The sequence below is a fragment of the Rhizobium leguminosarum bv. trifolii WSM2297 genome, from assembly GCF_000271845.1.
Genome location: NZ_JH719393.1, coordinates 1,798,899 through 1,816,825 on the forward strand (window position 1 = coordinate 1,798,899; position 17,927 = coordinate 1,816,825).

Genomic DNA, 17,927 nt, shown 5'->3' on the forward strand with positions numbered 1-17,927 from the left:
GTAGGCGATGGCCGTCGACCGTCTCATGCCTCTGCCGTGGCTTCGGCCCGAGCACCCTCCTCCCTTGGGATTCTGAACCACGCGACATAGAGCGCCGGCAGGAACAGCAGGGTAAGAGCGGTTCCGATGACGATGCCGCCCATCATGGCGTAGGCCATCGGCCCCCAGAAGATCTCGCGCGAGATCGGGATCAGGGCGAGGGTTGCTGCCGCCGCCGTCAGCATGATCGGCCGCATGCGGTGTTCGGTCGCTTCGATGACCGCCTGCCATGGCGGGACGCCCTCGGTGCGCAGATGCTCGATCTGCACCACGAGGATAACGGAGTTGCGGATCAGGATGCCGATCAGCGCCAGAATGCCGAGGATGGCGACGAAGCCCATGGGCGAATTGCTGAGCAAGAGCGCCGCGACCACGCCGATCAGGGCCGTCGGCGCAACCGCGAAGACCAGGAAGAGGCGGCTGAAGCTCTGCAGCTGGATCATCAGGATCGTCGCCATCGTAAACAGCATGAGCGGAGCCACGGCCGCAATCGGCCCTTGCGCCTCGGCGCTGGATTCGACGGCGCCACCTACTTCAACCTTGTAGCCCACCGGAAGGTTCTTCTGGAATTCCTCCACCTTCGGCTTCAGCTGCTCGACGATCGTCGCCGGCTGCGTCGAACCGATGACGGCCGCCTTGAGCGTGATGGTGGGTTGCCGGTCGCGACGCCAGATCGTCGGCTGCTCGAGCTCGTAGCGGAAATTCGCCACGGCCGAGAGCGGCACGACCTTGCCGTTGGAAGTGGAGAGCTGCAGGTTCTCAAGCGTCTGGACGGAATCGCGCTCGGATGCCCTGGCCCGGCCGATGACATTGACCAGGTAGATGTCGTCGCGGATCTGCGTCGCCGTGGAACCTTCGACGATGCCGTTGAGGGCGGTGGCAATATCCTCGGAGGAGACGCCGAGCTGGCGCGCCTTGTCCTGCAGCACATCGACCTTCACGACGCGGGAGGGCTCGTTCCAGTCGAGCACCATGTTCGACAGCAGCGGATGCGAACCGACGACACCTGCAAATTGCTGGGAGATGTCGCGCACCTTTTGGATGTCGGGGCCGGTGATCCGGTACTGGACCGGCTTGCCCACCGGCGGGCCGATGTCGAGAAGCTTCGCGAAGGCGTCGGTACCGGGGAAGGTCTTCGTCAGATAGTCCTGCAGCTCCGCCCGCACCTTGTCGCGCACATCAAGGCCTTTGGTGACAATGATAGTCTGGCCGAAGGTGACATCGGGTGTCTGCACGTCGAAGGACAGGATGAAGCGCGGCGCGCCCTGGCCGACATAGGTTGTCCAGTGATCGATATCCTTGTTGTCGGCCAGAATCTCCTTTTCGAATTTGGCCATCTGCCTGTTGGTCTCGGCAATCGAGCTATTGTGCGGCAGGTTCCAGTCGATAACGAGCTCGGTTCTGTCCGAGTTCGGGAAGAACTGCTGCTGCACCAGCCCCATGCCGCCGACCGAAAGGGCGAAGACGCCGACCGTCAGGATGATGGTGACCCAGCGCCAGCGCATGGCGAGCTTCAGCAGCCAGGAGAAGACGGCGGCGAAGCGGCCCTTCTTTTCATGATGCGACTTCATCGTCTTCGGCAGGATCGTGACGCCGAGAAGCGGCGTGAACAGCACGGCGACGATCCAGGACACCACAAGCGAAACCGCAATGACCACGAAAAGCGTAAAGGTGAATTCGCCGGCGGCGCTACTGTTGAGACCGACCGGAATGAAGCCCGCGACGGTCACCAGCGTTCCCGTCAGCATCGGAAAGGCCGTCGATGTATAGACGTAGGTGGCAGCTTTCCTCAGATCGTCGCCCGCCTCCAGGCGGGCCACCATCATTTCGACGGCGATCATGGCGTCGTCGACAAGCAGCCCAAGTGCAATGATGAGTGCGCCGAGCGAGATGCGCTGGAGCGAAATGCCGGAATATTCCATCACCACGAAAGTGATGGCGAGGACGAGAGGGATGGAGATCGCCACCACCATGCCGGCGCGCAGGCCGAGGCTGATGAAGCTGATGACGAGCACGATGACGATCGCTTCGAAAAGCGCGCGGGTAAAGCCGGAGACAGCTTCATCGACGACATGCGGCTGGTCGGAAACACGGTGGACATCCACGCCGATCGGAAGATCGGCGACGACCTGTTTCATCTGCGCGTCGAGCGCCTCGCCGAACTGCAGGAGATTGGCGCCCTGCTTCATGCCGATGGCAAGCCCGATCGCGGGCTCTCCGTTGAAGCGGAACAGCGCCGAGGGCGGATCGACGTAACCGCGCTTGATCGTAGCGACGTCGGTCAGCGGGAAGAAGCGGTCGTTAATGCGAAGGTTGATCGACCGCAGGCTTTCCTCGGAGGTGAACTGTCCGCTCACCCGCAAGGCAATACGCTCCGGCCCGGCATCGACGAAGCCGGATTGCGTCACGGCATTCTGCGCCTGCAGGGTCTGGATGACCGACTGCTGGTCGATGCCGAGGGCTGCGATCTGGCGCGTGGAGAATTCGAGATAGATTGCCTCGTCCTGGGCGCCGATCACATCGACCTTGCCGACATTCGGCACCGTCAGAACTTCAGATCGAGCATTTTCCACGAGATCGCGAAGCTGCCGCTGGGTCAGTCCATCGCTGGTGAAGGCATAGATATTGCCGAACACGTCGCCGAAGCGATCATTGAAGAAGGGACCGACGACACCGGTTGGAAAATCGCCCTGGATGTCGGCGATCATGTTGCGGATGCGCAGCCAGGTCGGCGCGACATCCTTAGCCTTCGTCGTCGGCAGCAGTTCGACGAAGACGGTCGTCTGGCCGGCAACGGTCTGGCTCTTGGTGTAATCGAGCGATTCCAGTTCCTGGAGCTTCTTCTCGATCCGGTCGGTCACCTGCCGCGTCACCTCATCGGCCGAAGCGCCGGGCCACTGCGCGGTAATCACCATCGTCTTGATGGTGAAATTCGGATCCTCCTCGCGGCCCAGGTTCAGGTAGGCGAAGGCGCCGGCGAGAATGAAGACGATCATGAAGTACCAGACGAGCGAACGGTGTTCGAGCGCCCAGTCGGAAAGATTGAAGGACTTCACTGGCTGATCTCCTGGTCGATCCTGATGGCCTGGCCATCTTCAAGTTTATGTACCCCTGCCACGACCACCCGCTCTCCGGCAGCCAGCCCTTGGATGACGCGGACGGTGCCGCCTTCGACGACGTCGCCGTCGATCTTCACAGGGCGCAACGCCACCTTCTTTCCTGCTACGTCGACGATCCAGACGCTGGCGCCGTCGCTGCCGGCAAGGATGGCCGAGGCAGGCAGCACGATCTCGGGATCGACGGCACTCGTTGCGGAGGCCGTGATGACCGCACCGAGCCTGAAGGCTTCCGGTGGATCGGCGAGCGCGATCTTGGTTCTGCTCGTGCGCGTGGCGGTTTCCGCCTCTGGCGCGATCTCGCGCACGACGCCCGTCGTGCGGATCGACGGTTCGAGCTGCAGCGTCACCTCGAAGGGCGCGCCGATTTTCAGTTTCTGGGCGGCGCCCTGCGGCACATCGACCACGGCGTCGCGTTTGTCCGGCCGCGCGATTGTGACGACAGTCTGGCCGGCCGAGACGACCTGTCCCACCTCGGCCGAGGTTGTCGTCACCACGCCGTCGAATTCCGCCTGAAGCTGCGCGTAGCCGAGCTGCTCTCTGGCCTTATCGAGATTGGCCTGCGCCTTGGCGACGGCGGCCGCGGCCGTCCGTCTCGCTTGTTCGGCCTCTTCTAGCGAGGCTTCCGTGCCCGAGCGCGATTCCACCAGCGCGCGCTGGCGCTGTTCCGTCGTCACGGCGTTTCGAAGCTGGGCGTCGCTGTTCTCGACGTCGGACTGAGCGCTGCGCACGGCAAGCTCCAGCGCCAGCGGATCGATGGCGGCAACGACGTCACCCTTCTTGACGACATCTCCGACATTGACGTTACGGGCGATCATCCGACCGAGGATCCGGAAGCCGAGCTCGGTTTCGATCGTCGGCTGGATCGTGCCGGTCAGGCCGAGGCTCGTCGCGGGCGTCTGCCTGACTGTCATCGACAGCACCGGACGGGGCGCTTCCTCCGTGCTCTCCTCCTGCTTGGTGCAGGAGGAGATCAGGGCCGTACCCACAATCAGTGCGATTATCTTGGGACGAATACTCACTTGGATGCTTCCTTGACATAAGACACGATTTCGCCGGGCCTGAGGAATTTAGTGCCGTCGGTCACCACGACGTCTCCTGCGGACACGCCAGACTTGACGATGAAGCTGCCGGTCTCGTAGCTGGCGACGTCGATCGCTCTCACTGAGACCTCAGAGGATGCGGGATCGACGATCCAGACGGCCGGCTTGCCGGCCTTGGAGGTCATGGCCGACCAGGGCAGCTGAATGACGTCCTGCGGGACGTAATTGAATTTTCCGACGACGGGAGCGCCGAGCGGAATGGGAGCGTCGCTCGATATTGCGACCTTGACCCTGATGGTGCCGGTGGAAGAATCGATCGTCGGCGAAATCTCGCGCACCTTCGCCGTGATCTTCTGCGAAGGGTCCGACAGCAGGGCCACGGTGCCGTCGCCGTCGATCGGGCGCAGAAAGGCGCTCTCGACCACTTCAAAGACGGCATCCCGGTCGCCGTCATGGGCAAGGGTGAAGACGACCTGGGCCGCCTGCGCCACCTGCCCGACCTCGGCATTACGGGCGGTGATGATGCCGTCGGCGTCCGCCTTCAGCTCCGTGTAAGAGAGGGTGTCCTGCGCGGTTTCAAAGAGCGCCTGCGCCGACTTCGTCGATGCCTGCGCCGTCAGAAGCGCCTCCTGCGCCTGGTCGAGCGCGGCACGCGTCGTCACCTGGGTTTTAAACAGGCTCTGCTGCCGGTCGAATGCAAGCTGCGCTTGGGTTTGCTGCGCCTCGGCGGACTGAAGATTGGCGGCAGCCACGTCCAGGTCGGCTTTCTGTTCTTCCGGATCGATGCGCGCCAGGACCTGCCCCGCCTTCACGGACTGCCCCACCTCCACCAGCCGCTCGACAATCTTGCCGCTGACACGGAAGGACAGGTCGGTCTGAATACGGGCCCGGACTTCTCCGGTGAGCGCGCCGCCCTTAGCCAGCGGCTCAGATTTGGCCTCGACGACGCCGACCTGCCGCGGGGTCGGCTCGATCGGCCCGCCCGAATCGCTGCATGATCCGAGACCGACGGCGCATACGATCGCGGTGGCGATCAGAATGGTTCTCATAGTTGACCTCTTGCTCTCAACGGCAGCTGCTATATAATTGACTGACGAATTAGTCAATGAAACTTTGCGTCGCAGGGACGACGGCGCGCGCAACAACGGGGGACATAGGAAATGGCAGCTCAAAAGAAGCTCACACGCGCGGAACAGAAGGCATTACGGCCCATCCAAATTCTGGATGCCGCCTTCGAGGAATTCGTCAAATGCGGTTTTGCCGGAACCCGTGTCGAAGATATCGCCGACAGGGTCGGTGTCACCAAGGGCACGGTCTACGTCTATTTCGACACCAAGGAAGAGCTCTTCGAAGCCATGATTAACCACTTCTCCGTACCGTTCCAGGAGTTGCTGGGGATCGCTGGCGGGTTGAGCGGCAAGGCTGCCGACAGGCTGATGTCCATTCTGAGCCTGCTTTACGAGCAAATCGCCGAGGACCGCACGACCCGCGAACTGGTTCGGCTGGTCATTGCGGAAGGCCAGCGGTTCCCCGACCTGATCGACCGCCACCATGATGAGTTCATCGCGCCGATCATCGCCAAGATCGACGGCCTTCTTCTGGAGGGAATGGCGTCGGGGGAGTTTCGCGAAATCCCGGTGGCATTCTCCGACATCGTTGTTGCCCCCATCCTGACGACGACGGTTCTGCGGCTGATATTCGACGACCGCCGGGTGCCCACCCCCAACAAGGAGGACTTCCTGCGGACCTATTTCGATCTGCTCTTCAACGGTCTGCTCACCAAGCCTCACTGATCGCCAATGGCTCCGAGCGCTCGCGATCACCTCTCGGTTGCGCAAGCGCTGTGACCGGATTTCGCCGAAAGCCGAAAAATAGGCCCCGGTACGAGTAGCTTTTCTGAAGTCTTTATGTGAAAACATCGAGTTAGCTTGCGCCTTCGAAGGCACGACCTCAATTCGCGACGGAATAAAGTGGAACGCAAAGTCAATCTCAAGGATGTCGCGCGCGACGCTGATGTATCGCTGAGCACGGCCTCGCACGCGCTGAACGGAACCGCGCCGCTGACGGTCGAAGTGCGCGAACGGGTGCTGAATTCGGCCAAGCGACTGGGTTATCTCGACCGCCGCAGGAAGAAGGCGACGATCGCGGCGCTTCGCGTCCTGGTTCTCGCCATTCCGGGCGATGCAGCGCCGGAGAGCGACCTCAACCTGGTAAGCTGGACGATCCTCAACGGTCTCAGGAAGGAGTGCGAGCGTCGCGGCATCCGGATCGTGCCTTTCGTCAGCACCGGCCGGCGCATCGACGGCGCTCAGGTCAGACAGATCGCGCTCTCCGAGCGCGCCGACGGTATCGTGGTCCTCAATGACGATCAGCCGGAACTGATCCGTAGCCTCTCCTCCCCTGATATGCCCGTCGTCATCGTCAACGGCGAGGATCCCGCCATGCTGGTCGATACGGTGACACCGGAAAACCGATTCGGGGCGCGGCTCGGCATCGAACACCTGCTGGCGCTCGGACATCGCCGCATCCTGCACCTGACCTGGAAGGGCCGCACGACGATCCAGCGCAGATTTGACGGCTTTTCCGATGCCTATTTCGCCGCCCAGCTTCCCGTGCCCCACGACATGATCGTGGAGGCCGAAGGTTATGAGCCTCGTCACGGAGAGGCTGCCATCAACGCGCTGCTCGATCGCGATTCCACGATGAAAGGCGCCACCGCCGTCTTCTGCGCCGCCGACAATCTGGCGCTCGGCTGCTTGAAGGCCTTGGCGGATCGCGACATAGGCGTGCCCGAAGCAATCTCGGTGCTGGGCTTTGACGATATCGTCCCCGGCGAATTCAGCCGTCCGCCGCTTTCAACCGTCAGCGTTCCCACCGACAAGCTCGGCGCTGCCGCCTTGGCGCTCATCGAACAGAGACTGATCGCCAATGACCCGCAGCGGCCGGCCCATCGCCTGGAACTTGGATGCCACCTCGTCCTGCGCGGCAGCATCGCGCCGCCGCGCTAAAACCCGCCGGAAGGTGGCAGAATCCCGAAAGGCTCTAACGCAAGCGCTCCGCACGCAGGCGTGTATCCCGCGGGCTTTCACCAAAAGTGCTGCGGTAGATTATCGAGAATCTGCCTGCATGTGCGAACCCCCATATCATGCAGATTTCGCGGACGGACCGCTGATTCGTTGGATCCCGCAATTGCTCCCGGGCCGCCTGCAGCCGGATCGTGCGCAGGTAACCCGCCGGCGAGGTTCCCCTGAAGGCTTTGAAGCCCGTCTGCAGCGCGCGAAGTGAAACGCCGACATCGTCGGCAACCATCGTCATGGTGAGAGGCTCAGCGATATTGGCGTGCATATAGTCGATGGCACGCCGGACATGCCAGGGCGCAACCAACGACACTTTCTTCCTTTCCAGATGGCCGGACAACCGGTGGTGGCCAAATCGGATTACGAGATGCGCGAGCGTTTCACTCATCGTCGCCATGGCGAGAGGGGAAGACAAAAGCGGACCACCGTCGCGCATGCCCTGCACGATCGTCTGCACCAGGTTGCCGATAAGTTGGCCCGACTGTGTCGCGAGATCCAGGATGGGTTCCAGGTCGAGCGATTCGCAAAGCGGCGCTTCCACCAGCGAAACGAGCATCCGCTTCACGACTTGCCAGTCCAGGAAGAGAGCGTCCGAGCGATGCGGGCCTTGGACGACGCGATCACCGGCCTCATGATTGTTGGCCATGAGCAGATGACCCGCTCCACTTTCAACCATCCTTTTTCCAATGGACAATCGAAACGATCCCGTCTGCGGCAGGTAAAACGCAAGATGTTGCGGAGTTTCGTCGAGCGTTCGGATTGTCCAGGAGCTCTGGTAGACCGAATGAATTAGCGTGAATGCTTCGGTCCTCCTCAAGTCCGCCGCCCAGGCAAAGGTCCGGTCACTACTTAACGGCTGTGCGCCAAAAGCCCCATATCCTGTCGAGAAGGCTTGAACCATCGATTCGAAGCTTCTGCCTTCATGTGTCGGCACAAAACCATAACCCTCAGGCTCAAGCACGCGGGCTGTATTTTCCGGTCTCAATGAAATCATGCAACTCGATTCCTATCCCAGCCACGCGAGACGTCATCTCGACTGGCCTGACCAATCTCGATGAGGTAAGCAGGAGCGCCAACCCATGGATGAATTTACTTGCATCTGATGGAAATAAAGCGTCCCCTCCTTCATCTTCACACCTACAGTGTAAATCAAAACGATCAGAAAATGAAGTACGGTCCTCTAAACCATGTCGACGCACATTTTTTGCGAGACGTACAACCGGCGCGGGTTGCCTCCCGCAACGAACGGGACCTCTTGCGGTTGATTTGGAAGTCTCCCGGGATCGAGCGCTCAGACCTTACCGAGCCGCTCGATCTCACGCAGCAATCCTTGCACAGGATCGTCGCCCGGCTTCATGAGCGAGGAATGATCGTCTTTTCGTATTCGGAAGGCCGGCGGCCCGGTCCGCCCAGCCCAAAGCTGACCCTTCGAAGCGAGTGGTGTCTGACACTTGGCATTTCCGTGAACGTCGGCTCGATCGGCCTTTGTCTCATGGGCTTCGGCGAGCCTTTGGAAAACATGGAAATCCCGCAAGCAGGCGACTCGCTGTCGGCGGAGCTGGAACGGATTGAAGCAGCGGTCGAGGACATTCTCGCCCGCCAGGGCGCCAAACGGCGCGACGTCCTCGGCGTCGGCCTGGCAGTCGCCGGCCACCGCATGCTGGACACGGCCTTCAACTGTCCTCTGCCGCTCGCTCATTGGTCGCTGATAGACTTGGCGCCTTTGCTTGGAGAGCAGCTTGGCCTGCCGGTCTGGGCAGACAATGTCGCCAGGACCGCTGCTTTGGCGGAAGCGATTTTCGGGGTTGGCCGGGATGTCGCGGACTTCGCCTATATTGCCCATCTTCATGGCTACGGCGGCGGCCTGGTTTCCGGAGGCATGCCGTTTCGCGGCAGTTTCGGCAACGCCGGCGAATTCTCCGTTCTGTTCGCGCGTCAGGACTATGACGACCGACCCGCACTCGGCCAATTGCTCGAATATCTTCGCAGCAAGGGGCGCTCGGACCTGACCCTCAAGGATCTGAAGAATGAAAAGCTGGTGGATTGGGATGGCGTCCGTGAATGGGTCGACCGCGTCATGCCGGCCCACAATCGCGCCATCAATGCGATCTGCGCGATATTCGACCCCGCCCTCATCGTCCTTGGCGGCGAGCTTCCGCATTCGCTTGCGAGAATGCTTATCGAACGAACCGAATTCAACAACCTGCCTCGGCACGGCGTATTGCGCGACGTTCCAAGCCTTGCCGTGGCAAAGATCATCGACGCCCCCGGCGCTATCGGCGCAGCCTTGATCCCGCTCTTCGAAACCGTTTTGTAATCTCTCACGGGCTGCGGCGCCTCGATGACCAAACGTCGAGCTTCCGAGCCATGAACAAAATTACGCTCAAAGCGCACCGCGCAAATCAAATTCTACGCGACACGCTTCAGCCAGGAGGGAGGGGTATCCGATCTTGGGAGTAGGTCTATTTCCCGCCTCGCCCCTCATTTCATCCCGGTTCCGGCGATGCCGGTGGTGATGTATTTCTGCAGGAACAGGAAGACGACGGTGACGGGCAGCAGGCTGAGGAAGGTCATCGCCAGGATATAGTGCCACTGCACCGAGAACTCTCCCTGGAAGGCGTTGAGGCCGACCTGCAGGGTGAAATTCACGCGGCTGTTGAGAACGATGAGCGGCCAGAGGAAGTCGTTCCAGCGCCAGAGCACGGAAAAGATCGCCAGCACCGCGAGAGCAGGCGCCGTCAGCGGCAGGATGATGCGCCAGAAGATGCAGAATTCGCTTGCCGCGTCGACGCGTGCCGCCTCTATGAGTTCGTCCGGGATGGTCAGCATATATTGTCGCAGCAGGAAGACGGCGGTCGGAGAGGCGATCGTCGGCAGGATGACGCCCCAGAGATTGTCGGCGAGCCCCACCCCGACGATGACGAGATAGGCAGGCACCATGACGACGGCGAGCGGGATCATCAGTGTCGAGATGATGATGACGAAAACCGTCGTGTCGCCACGAAACTTGTATTTCGACAGCGCAAAGGCCGCCAGGGCGTTGACAACAAGCGTCAGAAGCGTCGCAACCACAGTGACGAACACCGAATTCTTCAAAAAAGTCAGGAAGCTGAAGCGCGTGAGCGGATCGGTGTAATTCTCGGTCGCGACGGTCAGGTGCTGGACCGGCGTGATCCCTTTCACATCGACGCTGACGGGAGGTCCTGGACTTGCGGGATCGACCATCTGCGCCTTGAGGCCGATGCGCCTCACCATGGCCATCTCGCGTGGCTGCCCGTCGATAGTGACCTGCCAGAGGCTGAGCAGCTTGTCGAAGCCGGGCACGGTCTGCTCCACGGCGGCGCGCGGAAGCAGCGTCGGCGGAAAGCGGGTGATTTCGGCGGCCGGCTTCAACGAGGAGAGGCCGGCCCAGACGACGGGAATGAGCACTGCCAGTGTTCCGCCGATCAGCCAGACCCAAGACAATATATCGGTGATGTCGATGCGCCCCGCCCGGCGCGTGCGCGCGAGAAAGCGGATCGGGTTCATAGAGCTGTTCATCTCAGGACTCCATTCGCTTGCCGAGGCGCAACTGTATGAGGGTGAGAACCAGAAGCACCAATCCCATGAGAACCGAGGCGGCCGAGGCAAGGCCGAAGAGACGGAGATCGCTGCTGAAGGCCATCTGGTAGATATATTGGACGATGAAGCTGTTGGCCGTGCCGGGGCCGCCGCCATTCGTCAGAACCCAGGCCTCGTCGAAGATCTGCACGGATTTGATCATCAACAGGATGAAGACGACGAGCAGGTTCGGCGCAAGCAGGGGCAACGTGATCCTGAAAAGAGTCCGGCGCGGCGAAGCGGCATCGATCGAGGCTGCCTCGTAGAGTTCCTTCGGGATCGCCTGCAGACCGGCGAGCAGGATGAGCGTGTAGAAGCCCATATGGAACCAGACCGACACCACGACGACGAAGAAGCGCGACCAGCCGACATCGAGCAGGAAGATTTCCGGGGGTACGCCAATCATCTGGAAGAAGGCGTTCAGCAGCCCGTTGCGATCGAGGAACCATTTCCAGATCAGGCCGATAACGACGGGCGACAGCAGGACGGGATAGAAGAACATCGCCCGAAAGAAGCCGCGTGCAAAGATCGCCCGGTTGAGGATGAGCGCCGTGATCAGCGCCACCAGCAACGTGGCAGTCACGTTCAATGCGACGAACCAGAGCGTGTTCCAAACCGCCGTCCAGAACAGCGATTCCTGGCAGGTTCCCGGCTGCAGATAATTGCCGCAGGAAAGCAGGGCGCGGAAATTGTCGAAGCCGACGAAGGGCCGTTCCGAGACGAAAAGATTGGTGCCGCCGGTGAAGGCGTAGCCGACCGCAATCGCGATCGGAAGAAACGTGAAGATGGCGAACAGAATGAGGTTCGGCGCCAGAAACATCCAGGGCATGCGCTTGCGGCCGAAGATGCGCTCGACCGCATTCATCGGAGCCTCGACCACCCTCATCGCCGTTTCGCCCGCCTGGGAGAGCAATGCACCAGCAGCAGCCATGGTCAACGCCTCCCCTGTCCTGATCGACGGGCAAAAGCAAGTTCGCTTTTGGGATCGAACAGATGAACACGTGCGGGATCGGCATCGATGACGAGCCGGTCGCCCTGATGAGGCGCGAAATGGCCCGCCTCGTGGATGATGATCTGCTCGTCCTGTCCCTCGAGATTGCCGTAGACATAGGTCTCGGTGCCCAGGCCCTCGTGATACTGCACGACGAACGGCAGGCCCTGCCCGCTGGAGCGCGAGAAATGTGCGGGCCTTATGCCGGCGAGAACCTCCTGCCCCACGGCAATGCCGGAAGGATCGACATCGCTGGCGATCCTGCCGCCGTTGGCGACATCGATGGCGATGCCGCTTTCCGTGATGGCTGCGACCTTGCCCTTGATGATGTTCATGCGCGGCGAACCGAGGAAGCCGGCGACAAAGAGATTGCTTGGGTGATCGAAGAGTTCGAGCGGCGCGCCGACCTGCTCGACCCGTCCGGCGCGCAGCACGACGATCTTGTCGGCCATCGTCATCGCCTCGACCTGGTCGTGCGTGACATAGATCATCGTCGTCTTGATCTCGCGATGGAGCTTGGTGATCTCGGCCCGGGTCTGGACGCGCAACGCCGCGTCGAGATTGGAAAGCGGCTCGTCGAACAGAAAGATATCGGGTTCGCGCACGATCGCCCGGCCGATCGCTACGCGCTGGCGCTGGCCGCCGGAAAGCTGCTTCGGACGCCGGTCGAGATAGGGTTCGATCGCCAGCATCCGGGCCGCCTCAGCAATGCGCGCCTCGATCTCGGCGCGCTTGAACTTCAGATTTTCAAGGCCGAAAGCGAGGTTCTTGCGAACGCTCATATGCGGATAAAGCGCGTAGGACTGGAAGACCATGGCGATCTTGCGCTCGGCCGGCGAAAGGGCGCTGACGTCGCGGCTGCCGATGGCGATTCCGCCGGACGTCACCTCTTCAAGGCCGGCAATCACGCGCAGCAGGGTCGACTTGCCGCATCCCGACGGGCCGACGAAGACGACGAACTCGCCGTCCTTGATATCGAGTTCGACGTCATGCAGGACTTTGACGGAGCCATATGACTTGTTGACGGTGGAAAGTTTCAGTTCTGCCATGCCCCACTCCCATCAGGTGCCGCCGTTTCGAAGACGACGTCGATTGCGTTCCAGCCTTGCGGCAGCGGTGTCGGCCTCGTGATCCGCACCTCGTTCATCAAGATCCCGGCGACATCAGCCCCGTAGACGGCCGGCATTCCCCCTGGATAATCCTGCAGTCCTATCACCCGGCCGTCGGAGCCGCGGGTCCAGGCATTGGCACGACCACCGCCATTGGCCGTCGGCGCGAGGTCGGCATTCGTCGGGCGCAGGTCGTAGCTCCGCCCGGTGCCGAGTAGTCCGGGCTGTTGGTCGACGGCGATACGGGCCAGCGACACGTTCCGGATGCCCGACGGCGCAGCAGCAATGATGGTGATCGCCCCCTCCATACGGCCGGTCACATCTTCGACAATGAGGTTTTCGATGGCGCCCGCGGGGCGTTCGGCGACACGGTCGACGACATTGACGGTCAGCGCCTCCCCCGAGCCCCAGAAACCATCGAGTGTTTCGCGACACTCTACCGCAATCCGCGAAAACCTCACGTTCGAGATCCGGCCGCCGTCGCGGGAGAAGATGCCGAGTGCCCGGTTGGAGGATGAGACGCGGCAATCCTCGAACACAACATTGGTGACGTCGCCATGCGTTTCCGTGCCAATCTTCAGCGCACAGCTGAGGCTCTGAACGGAGCAGCGGCGAATAAGAATATTCTCGCACCGGCCAATGGCGACGCCCCGCGGACCGATGCTCGTCTTCAGGCATATGCCGTCATCGGCCGTCGATATCGTGCAATCCTCGATGACGGCGCCGCGGCATGCGTCGAGCACGATGCCGTCCGTATTGGGAAGACGTCGGTCGTTTTCGATGGTGACGTTGCGGACCGCGACATCGGTGCAGTCGACGAAATGCAGAGTCCACATCGGCGAGCGGCTGATATGCAGCGCGCTGATCTCGACCTCGTCGCAGCCCTCGAAGACAGCGACGCGGGGACGGAATTCGGCCGGGATGAAGGTTCCCACAGTCTCGTCGTCTCCCGTGATGAAGCGCTCGCAGCCGGCTTCGATGCGCCCTTCCCCGGTCAGGCTGATCCGCCGCGCATCTTTAGCGACGATCATGCCGCGATCCGACTTCTCGGCGATCACCGAAACCGTCGTATGCGCGTAAGCCGCATAATCGGGAACCGGACGCATGATCGCGCCGGCGGCAAGGTGCAGATCGACGCCGGAGCGCAGCCGAAGCCCCCGGCAGATGTGGGTGCCCGCCAGGAGCTCCAGACGTCCGCCGCCGGAAGCCGAAAGAGCGTCGATTGCCGCCTGCAGGCGATCGGTATTGTCGCCGTCGAGCGACTCGATCGAGACGAGGGAGGGAGCACTCATTGGCCGCGGCCACTCTCGATCAGGACTTCGGACAGAAGCAGCATGGTCAGCGCCTGGCCGTAAGGCGTCGGCAAGTTCGGGATGCGCCGGTAGAAATCGAGATCATGGCCCATCGGCGTGCCATCGGAAACGCCGTGCACGACGCCTTCGTCGTCGATCTGTGCCAGCACGGCCTTGAGCGCGCGGTCCGCATGAACCCTGTCGCTCTCGTCAAGAATGCCGGCGTCGATGGCCCGCAATATGCCATAGGCGATGCCTGCCGTCGCCGAGGTTTCCAGCGGCGAGGTCGGGTCGTCCAGTAGAGTGGTGAACATTCCGTCCGGCCGCTGATATGCCTTCAGCGAACGCACCTGGCTGACGAGGACGTTCGATAGGAAACGCCGGTCTTTTTCGCCGAGGGTGGGAACGAGATCGAAGAGTTCGGGTATGGCGACGGTGATCCAGGCATTGCCACGCGCCCAGAAGGCTTTGGCGAAATTGTGCCGGCCGTTGAAGGTCCAGCCGTGATACCAGAGGCCGCTGACCGGATCGGAGAGGTAGCGTGTGTGGATTACGAACTGGTAGACCGCTTCGTCGATCCAGTCGTTGCGCCTGCAAAGTACGCCGGCCTGGGCAAGGAAGAGGCAGGCCATGAACAGCGTATCGTCCCACAATTCGCCATCGTTGAGGCGTTCCTTGACGACGTGCTGAAAGCCACCCTCTTCGGTCTTCGGCAATTCCTTGACGAGCCATTCGGCCCAGTCCTCGACGAGAGCGCGAAAATCGGGACGGTCGACATGCTGGACGAGGATTGCCAGCGGCAGCATCGGCGCCGTGCTGTTGATCTGGCGCGGCGGCAGGCCGCGTTCGATCTGGGCGGCATACCAGGTGACCAGCTCCTGCAACGCCTTCTGATCATTGGTGGAGATCGCGCGTCTGAGGAAACCGTAAAGGCCAACACCGACTTCCCAATCCCATTCGTCGAACTGAATTCCGGAGGTGGCGCCTCCCGTCACGAGACCTTCCTTGATGCCCCTGAGCCGGCTGAAAGCCGTCGCCACGCGATCGATCGTCGTCTGGAGGGCGGCGTTGTCGACAGATGCTGTGTTCATGCTGGAGACCTATGTTTTAGGAGTAGAACGGCCCGTCAAGGCCGGCTTGGGACGCGGCGCTGTCGTGGGTGAGGATCGGGTGCGGCTGATCGTGGGTGAACGGCCGCGCTTTACCGGCGATCGAAAGACCGCCGGCATAGGAAAGCGCGATCGCCGGGCCGCCCGGCGGCGTCAGGGAAAGATCCCGAAGCGCAGGATCGAAGGACACCGTCGTCTGGCACAGGCGCTCGATGAAGGCCTTGAAAGTATCATCGTTGCCGCATCCAACGATGGCCGCCCAGCCGCAAAGCGATCCGTAGGAGCGCGCTTCGCGGCCGGCGGTCGGCCCGTCGGTGATCAGCTCCAGGCCGCTCGAGGCCCAAAGAGCGGCAAATCCCCGGCCCGACCGGGCAATCAGCCACTTGTCTTCGACGATCAGATCGTCGAGGCCGTCGCGACCGATATAAGCGTGCGTCCATGCATGCCGTGCATCGCCGGTGTCCTCGATCAAGAGGGCGACGTCGCGATGCTGGGCGACACGCGGCAGGATGCCGTTGCCGGCCCAATAGGATGGCCGCTGATTGCCCCAGGGGTCGTCTTCACCGGGATGGTTGACCCACAGCCTCGCCATCGGATTGCCGGCCAGCCTGATGTCGAGGACGTGCTGCTGATGCCCTTTCTGGCCGGTCTTGTGATCGACGACGGTCGAAAGCTGCGCGGTCTCGTTCTTGAAGAGCACGAGCTTTCCGCTCTCCAGCCCCTGGCTGTAGCGCGCCTCGACGCTTCTTCCCCGCGAAAGCGAAGCAAGCTCGGCGAGATCGGCCGGCGGCTCATAGTCGCCGGCGCAAAACATCGTCAGCGCCGCGACACCGTTGTTGAGCCAGCCGGTGCCGAAGGCAACCTGGGCGAAGGGCGCAAGCTCGGTCAGCGGGCCGGCGCGCAGTTCCTTGTCATAGGCGCGCCCCTGTGAGCCGGCCGGAACGCCGGCGAGCGTATGAAGGGCGATCATGCGGAAGATGAGATCGATCTGGCCGCGGGCGCGATCGGCGATCCCGCTCTCGGCCCAGCGCTCCAGCGCCAAGAGACCGATGAAATCGATCGGGTAATAGGCGGCCGAATTCCATTCCGCCAGACCATGGGCCTCGACGCTGTCGAACCAGCGCCCGAGGCGCTCGACGGCAAGCGCCGCCTGCTGCCGTCCCATCCGCCCCGAGGCCGAGAACACCGCGTCGGGCAGGAGAAGTCCCGCCAGCAGTTGGCTGGTATGGAAGCAGAGCACATGGTTCTCGCTCCAGAACCACATCGCATCGTTGCCCGGCTCGTCGACCCAGTAGCGATAGGAGAGAACGGAATGGCGGATGCGCTCGACCGTCGCCTTGGGTATCCGGTCGCCATAGGCGCCGAGCAGCCACAAGAGCGGCACCATGATGAAGTCCGAGCAATCCTCGCGCGCATCGATCGAGGCGAGCGTCGCATCGACGATGCGGTCGAAGCTCTCCTGGTCGTCGTAGCCGGTTTCCATCATCGCGATCAGGCGGCCGGCACGGTTGGCGCCGAAACGGGCGCTGTATTCCAGCGCCTGGCGCTTGCGGGCGGAAAGCGACGTCTCGGCCGGCAATGGCGAAAGGCTGCTCATGAAGGCGGCATCGATGACGCGGGCGACCGAACCCGGCCCGGTGCCGATCGTCATGTGAATGCCGTGATAACCGTCTGCGATACCGCAGACATCGTCGGCGATCAGACGGCTCTGACGGGCGCGCAGGATCAGTTTCGAATGGGCGAGAACGGGTCGCTCGTGGCCATGACCGACGACCTTGAGTTCCACCGGCAGGTCGCGCTCCGGCGCCGTGTCGAAGATGATCTCCAACGGCTGATTGACGAAGGCGTCGCGAGCCGGACGCACGCCGCGCGAAAGGGCTTCCAGCTCGCGCACCTCGTCCTGATCCAGCGATACCGGCAGCAGCACCAAGAGCGGCTCCTTGTCCCGCATTTCCAGCTCGAAGAACCAGGTCGTGTCGCGCTCGGCAAGATCTTCGGCATGGACAAGGATCTCATTGTCGCCGGCGTCGAGCGGCAGCGCTATCTCGGTTGCGCTCTCGACGTTGCGCTTGAAGGGCTCAAAGCGCACCGCCTCTTGCCCGTTGACCCAGATGCGGACACCGCCGCAGGTCTTGAGCGCGAGATTGAGCGTGCGCGGGGCTTCCGTCCTGAACGTGCCCTTCAGCCATCGCCTGACATGTGTGGGCACATGCCAGAAGCTGGTAAACTCGACGCGGCGGTTCGAACCGGGGAGATAGAGGCTTTCTGTCGGCCAGGACGTATCCGGCGCCAGCGTCCGCCCGACCATGGTGGACCAGAAGGCCTTGCGGCACGGCAGGTCGCCGACGTCGACGAAACCATTGATGAAGCGGTAGTTTACACGATCTTCGGCCAGGGCCGGCTCGCCGGGAAAATAGCTGGCGATGAGACCGGAAACGGCCCATGCCGTTATCGTCTGCCCCTCGGCCACGCTGTATGCCGGGGCCATGTCGCCCGGCTGCTTGATGCTTTCCGTTTTCACAGATCGCCTCCTCCGCAATACAATGAAAAT

13 protein-coding genes are annotated in these 17,927 nt (G+C 62.1%); 3 read left to right on the top strand and 10 right to left on the bottom strand.

Translation table 11 applies throughout. The features are described 5' to 3' along the window. Positions 1–23: 23 nt before the first annotated feature. Genes RLEG4DRAFT_RS62695 through RLEG4DRAFT_RS62705 form a run of 3 tightly spaced genes read right to left on the bottom strand, consistent with a single transcriptional unit; the run spans position 24 to position 5,247 of the window. The gene (locus tag RLEG4DRAFT_RS62695) at positions 24–3,095 is read right to left on the bottom strand and encodes an efflux RND transporter permease subunit (RefSeq protein WP_003575922.1); all 3,072 of its coding nucleotides are present in this window, start codon (positions 3,093–3,095) and stop codon (positions 24–26) included. Further along, complete coding sequence (locus RLEG4DRAFT_RS62700; RefSeq protein WP_003575921.1) at positions 3,092–4,177, bottom strand: efflux RND transporter periplasmic adaptor subunit; 1,086 nt, start codon at positions 4,175–4,177, stop codon at positions 3,092–3,094. Before RLEG4DRAFT_RS62700 ends, RLEG4DRAFT_RS62695 begins: the two co-directional genes overlap by 4 nt. Beyond that, a complete protein-coding gene (locus RLEG4DRAFT_RS62705) occupies positions 4,174–5,247 on the bottom strand; it encodes an efflux RND transporter periplasmic adaptor subunit (RefSeq protein ID WP_003575917.1) in 1,074 nt (357 codons plus the stop codon). The genes RLEG4DRAFT_RS62700 and RLEG4DRAFT_RS62705 overlap by 4 nt, the downstream gene beginning before the upstream one ends. Positions 5,248–5,358: 111 nt before the next feature. Between RLEG4DRAFT_RS62705 and RLEG4DRAFT_RS62710 the strand changes: the two genes are divergently transcribed. Both RLEG4DRAFT_RS62710 and RLEG4DRAFT_RS62715 read left to right on the top strand, forming a co-directional pair. Continuing rightward, on the top strand, positions 5,359–5,991 hold the full coding sequence (locus RLEG4DRAFT_RS62710; RefSeq protein ID WP_003575916.1) for a TetR/AcrR family transcriptional regulator: 633 nt from the start codon (positions 5,359–5,361) through the stop codon (positions 5,989–5,991). A gap of 177 nt (positions 5,992–6,168) precedes the next feature. Then, positions 6,169–7,206, top strand: coding sequence for a LacI family DNA-binding transcriptional regulator (locus tag RLEG4DRAFT_RS62715; protein WP_003575914.1), 1,038 nt, complete (start codon positions 6,169–6,171; stop codon positions 7,204–7,206). A 34-nt stretch (positions 7,207–7,240) separates the two neighbouring features. On the opposite strand, the gene RLEG4DRAFT_RS62720 is transcribed toward RLEG4DRAFT_RS62715, so the two are convergent. Next, positions 7,241–8,269, bottom strand: a complete 1,029-nt coding sequence (locus RLEG4DRAFT_RS62720; RefSeq protein WP_003575912.1) for an AraC family transcriptional regulator — start codon at positions 8,267–8,269, stop codon at positions 7,241–7,243. Between the two features lie 171 nt (positions 8,270–8,440). Here RLEG4DRAFT_RS62720 and RLEG4DRAFT_RS62725 point away from each other — a divergent pair, with 171 nt between their 5' ends. Then, complete coding sequence (locus tag RLEG4DRAFT_RS62725; protein WP_003575910.1) at positions 8,441–9,592, top strand: ROK family transcriptional regulator; 1,152 nt, start codon at positions 8,441–8,443, stop codon at positions 9,590–9,592. A 164-nt stretch (positions 9,593–9,756) separates the two neighbouring features. On the opposite strand, the gene RLEG4DRAFT_RS62730 is transcribed toward RLEG4DRAFT_RS62725, so the two are convergent. Genes RLEG4DRAFT_RS62730 through RLEG4DRAFT_RS62755 form a run of 6 tightly spaced genes read right to left on the bottom strand, consistent with a single transcriptional unit; the run spans position 9,757 to position 17,897 of the window. Then, a complete protein-coding gene (locus RLEG4DRAFT_RS62730) occupies positions 9,757–10,803 on the bottom strand; it encodes a carbohydrate ABC transporter permease (protein ID WP_171898195.1) in 1,047 nt (348 codons plus the stop codon). Positions 10,804–10,816: 13 nt separating this feature from the next. Beyond that, entirely contained in the window at positions 10,817–11,806 is a 990-nt protein-coding gene (locus RLEG4DRAFT_RS62735; RefSeq protein ID WP_003575906.1) for a carbohydrate ABC transporter permease, read from the bottom strand. A 2-nt stretch (positions 11,807–11,808) separates the two neighbouring features. Further along, on the bottom strand, positions 11,809–12,915 hold the full coding sequence (locus RLEG4DRAFT_RS62740; RefSeq protein ID WP_003575904.1) for an ABC transporter ATP-binding protein: 1,107 nt from the start codon (positions 12,913–12,915) through the stop codon (positions 11,809–11,811). Continuing rightward, entirely contained in the window at positions 12,903–14,267 is a 1,365-nt protein-coding gene (locus tag RLEG4DRAFT_RS62745) for a glycoside hydrolase family 28 protein (protein ID WP_003575902.1), read from the bottom strand. Before RLEG4DRAFT_RS62745 ends, RLEG4DRAFT_RS62740 begins: the two co-directional genes overlap by 13 nt. Beyond that, positions 14,264–15,358: a glycoside hydrolase family 88/105 protein gene (locus RLEG4DRAFT_RS62750; RefSeq protein WP_003575900.1), complete on the bottom strand. Its 1,095-nt coding sequence runs from the start codon at positions 15,356–15,358 to the stop codon at positions 14,264–14,266. Before RLEG4DRAFT_RS62750 ends, RLEG4DRAFT_RS62745 begins: the two co-directional genes overlap by 4 nt. A gap of 16 nt (positions 15,359–15,374) precedes the next feature. Next, positions 15,375–17,897 carry a hypothetical protein gene (locus RLEG4DRAFT_RS62755; RefSeq protein ID WP_003575897.1) on the bottom strand — a complete coding sequence of 841 codons (2,523 nt, stop codon included), beginning with the start codon at positions 17,895–17,897 and terminating at the stop codon, positions 15,375–15,377. Positions 17,898–17,927 lie beyond the last annotated feature (30 nt).

Bases quoted from the DNA above. Each gene is read 5' to 3' on its own strand.
- RLEG4DRAFT_RS62725 (WP_003575910.1), top strand. From the start codon at position 8,441: ATGAAGTACGGTCCTCTAAACCATGTCGACGCACATTTTTTGCGAGAC.
- RLEG4DRAFT_RS62750 (WP_003575900.1), bottom strand. From the start codon at position 15,358: ATGAACACAGCATCTGTCGACAACGCCGCCCTCCAGACGACGATCGAT.
- RLEG4DRAFT_RS62735 (WP_003575906.1), bottom strand. From the start codon at position 11,806: ATGGCTGCTGCTGGTGCATTGCTCTCCCAGGCGGGCGAAACGGCGATG.
- RLEG4DRAFT_RS62720 (WP_003575912.1), bottom strand. From the start codon at position 8,269: ATGATTTCATTGAGACCGGAAAATACAGCCCGCGTGCTTGAGCCTGAG.
- RLEG4DRAFT_RS62745 (WP_003575902.1), bottom strand. From the start codon at position 14,267: ATGAGTGCTCCCTCCCTCGTCTCGATCGAGTCGCTCGACGGCGACAAT.
- RLEG4DRAFT_RS62710 (WP_003575916.1), top strand. From the start codon at position 5,359: ATGGCAGCTCAAAAGAAGCTCACACGCGCGGAACAGAAGGCATTACGG.
- RLEG4DRAFT_RS62740 (WP_003575904.1), bottom strand. From the start codon at position 12,915: ATGGCAGAACTGAAACTTTCCACCGTCAACAAGTCATATGGCTCCGTC.
- RLEG4DRAFT_RS62730 (WP_171898195.1), bottom strand. From the start codon at position 10,803: ATGAACCCGATCCGCTTTCTCGCGCGCACGCGCCGGGCGGGGCGCATC.
- RLEG4DRAFT_RS62705 (WP_003575917.1), bottom strand. From the start codon at position 5,247: ATGAGAACCATTCTGATCGCCACCGCGATCGTATGCGCCGTCGGTCTC.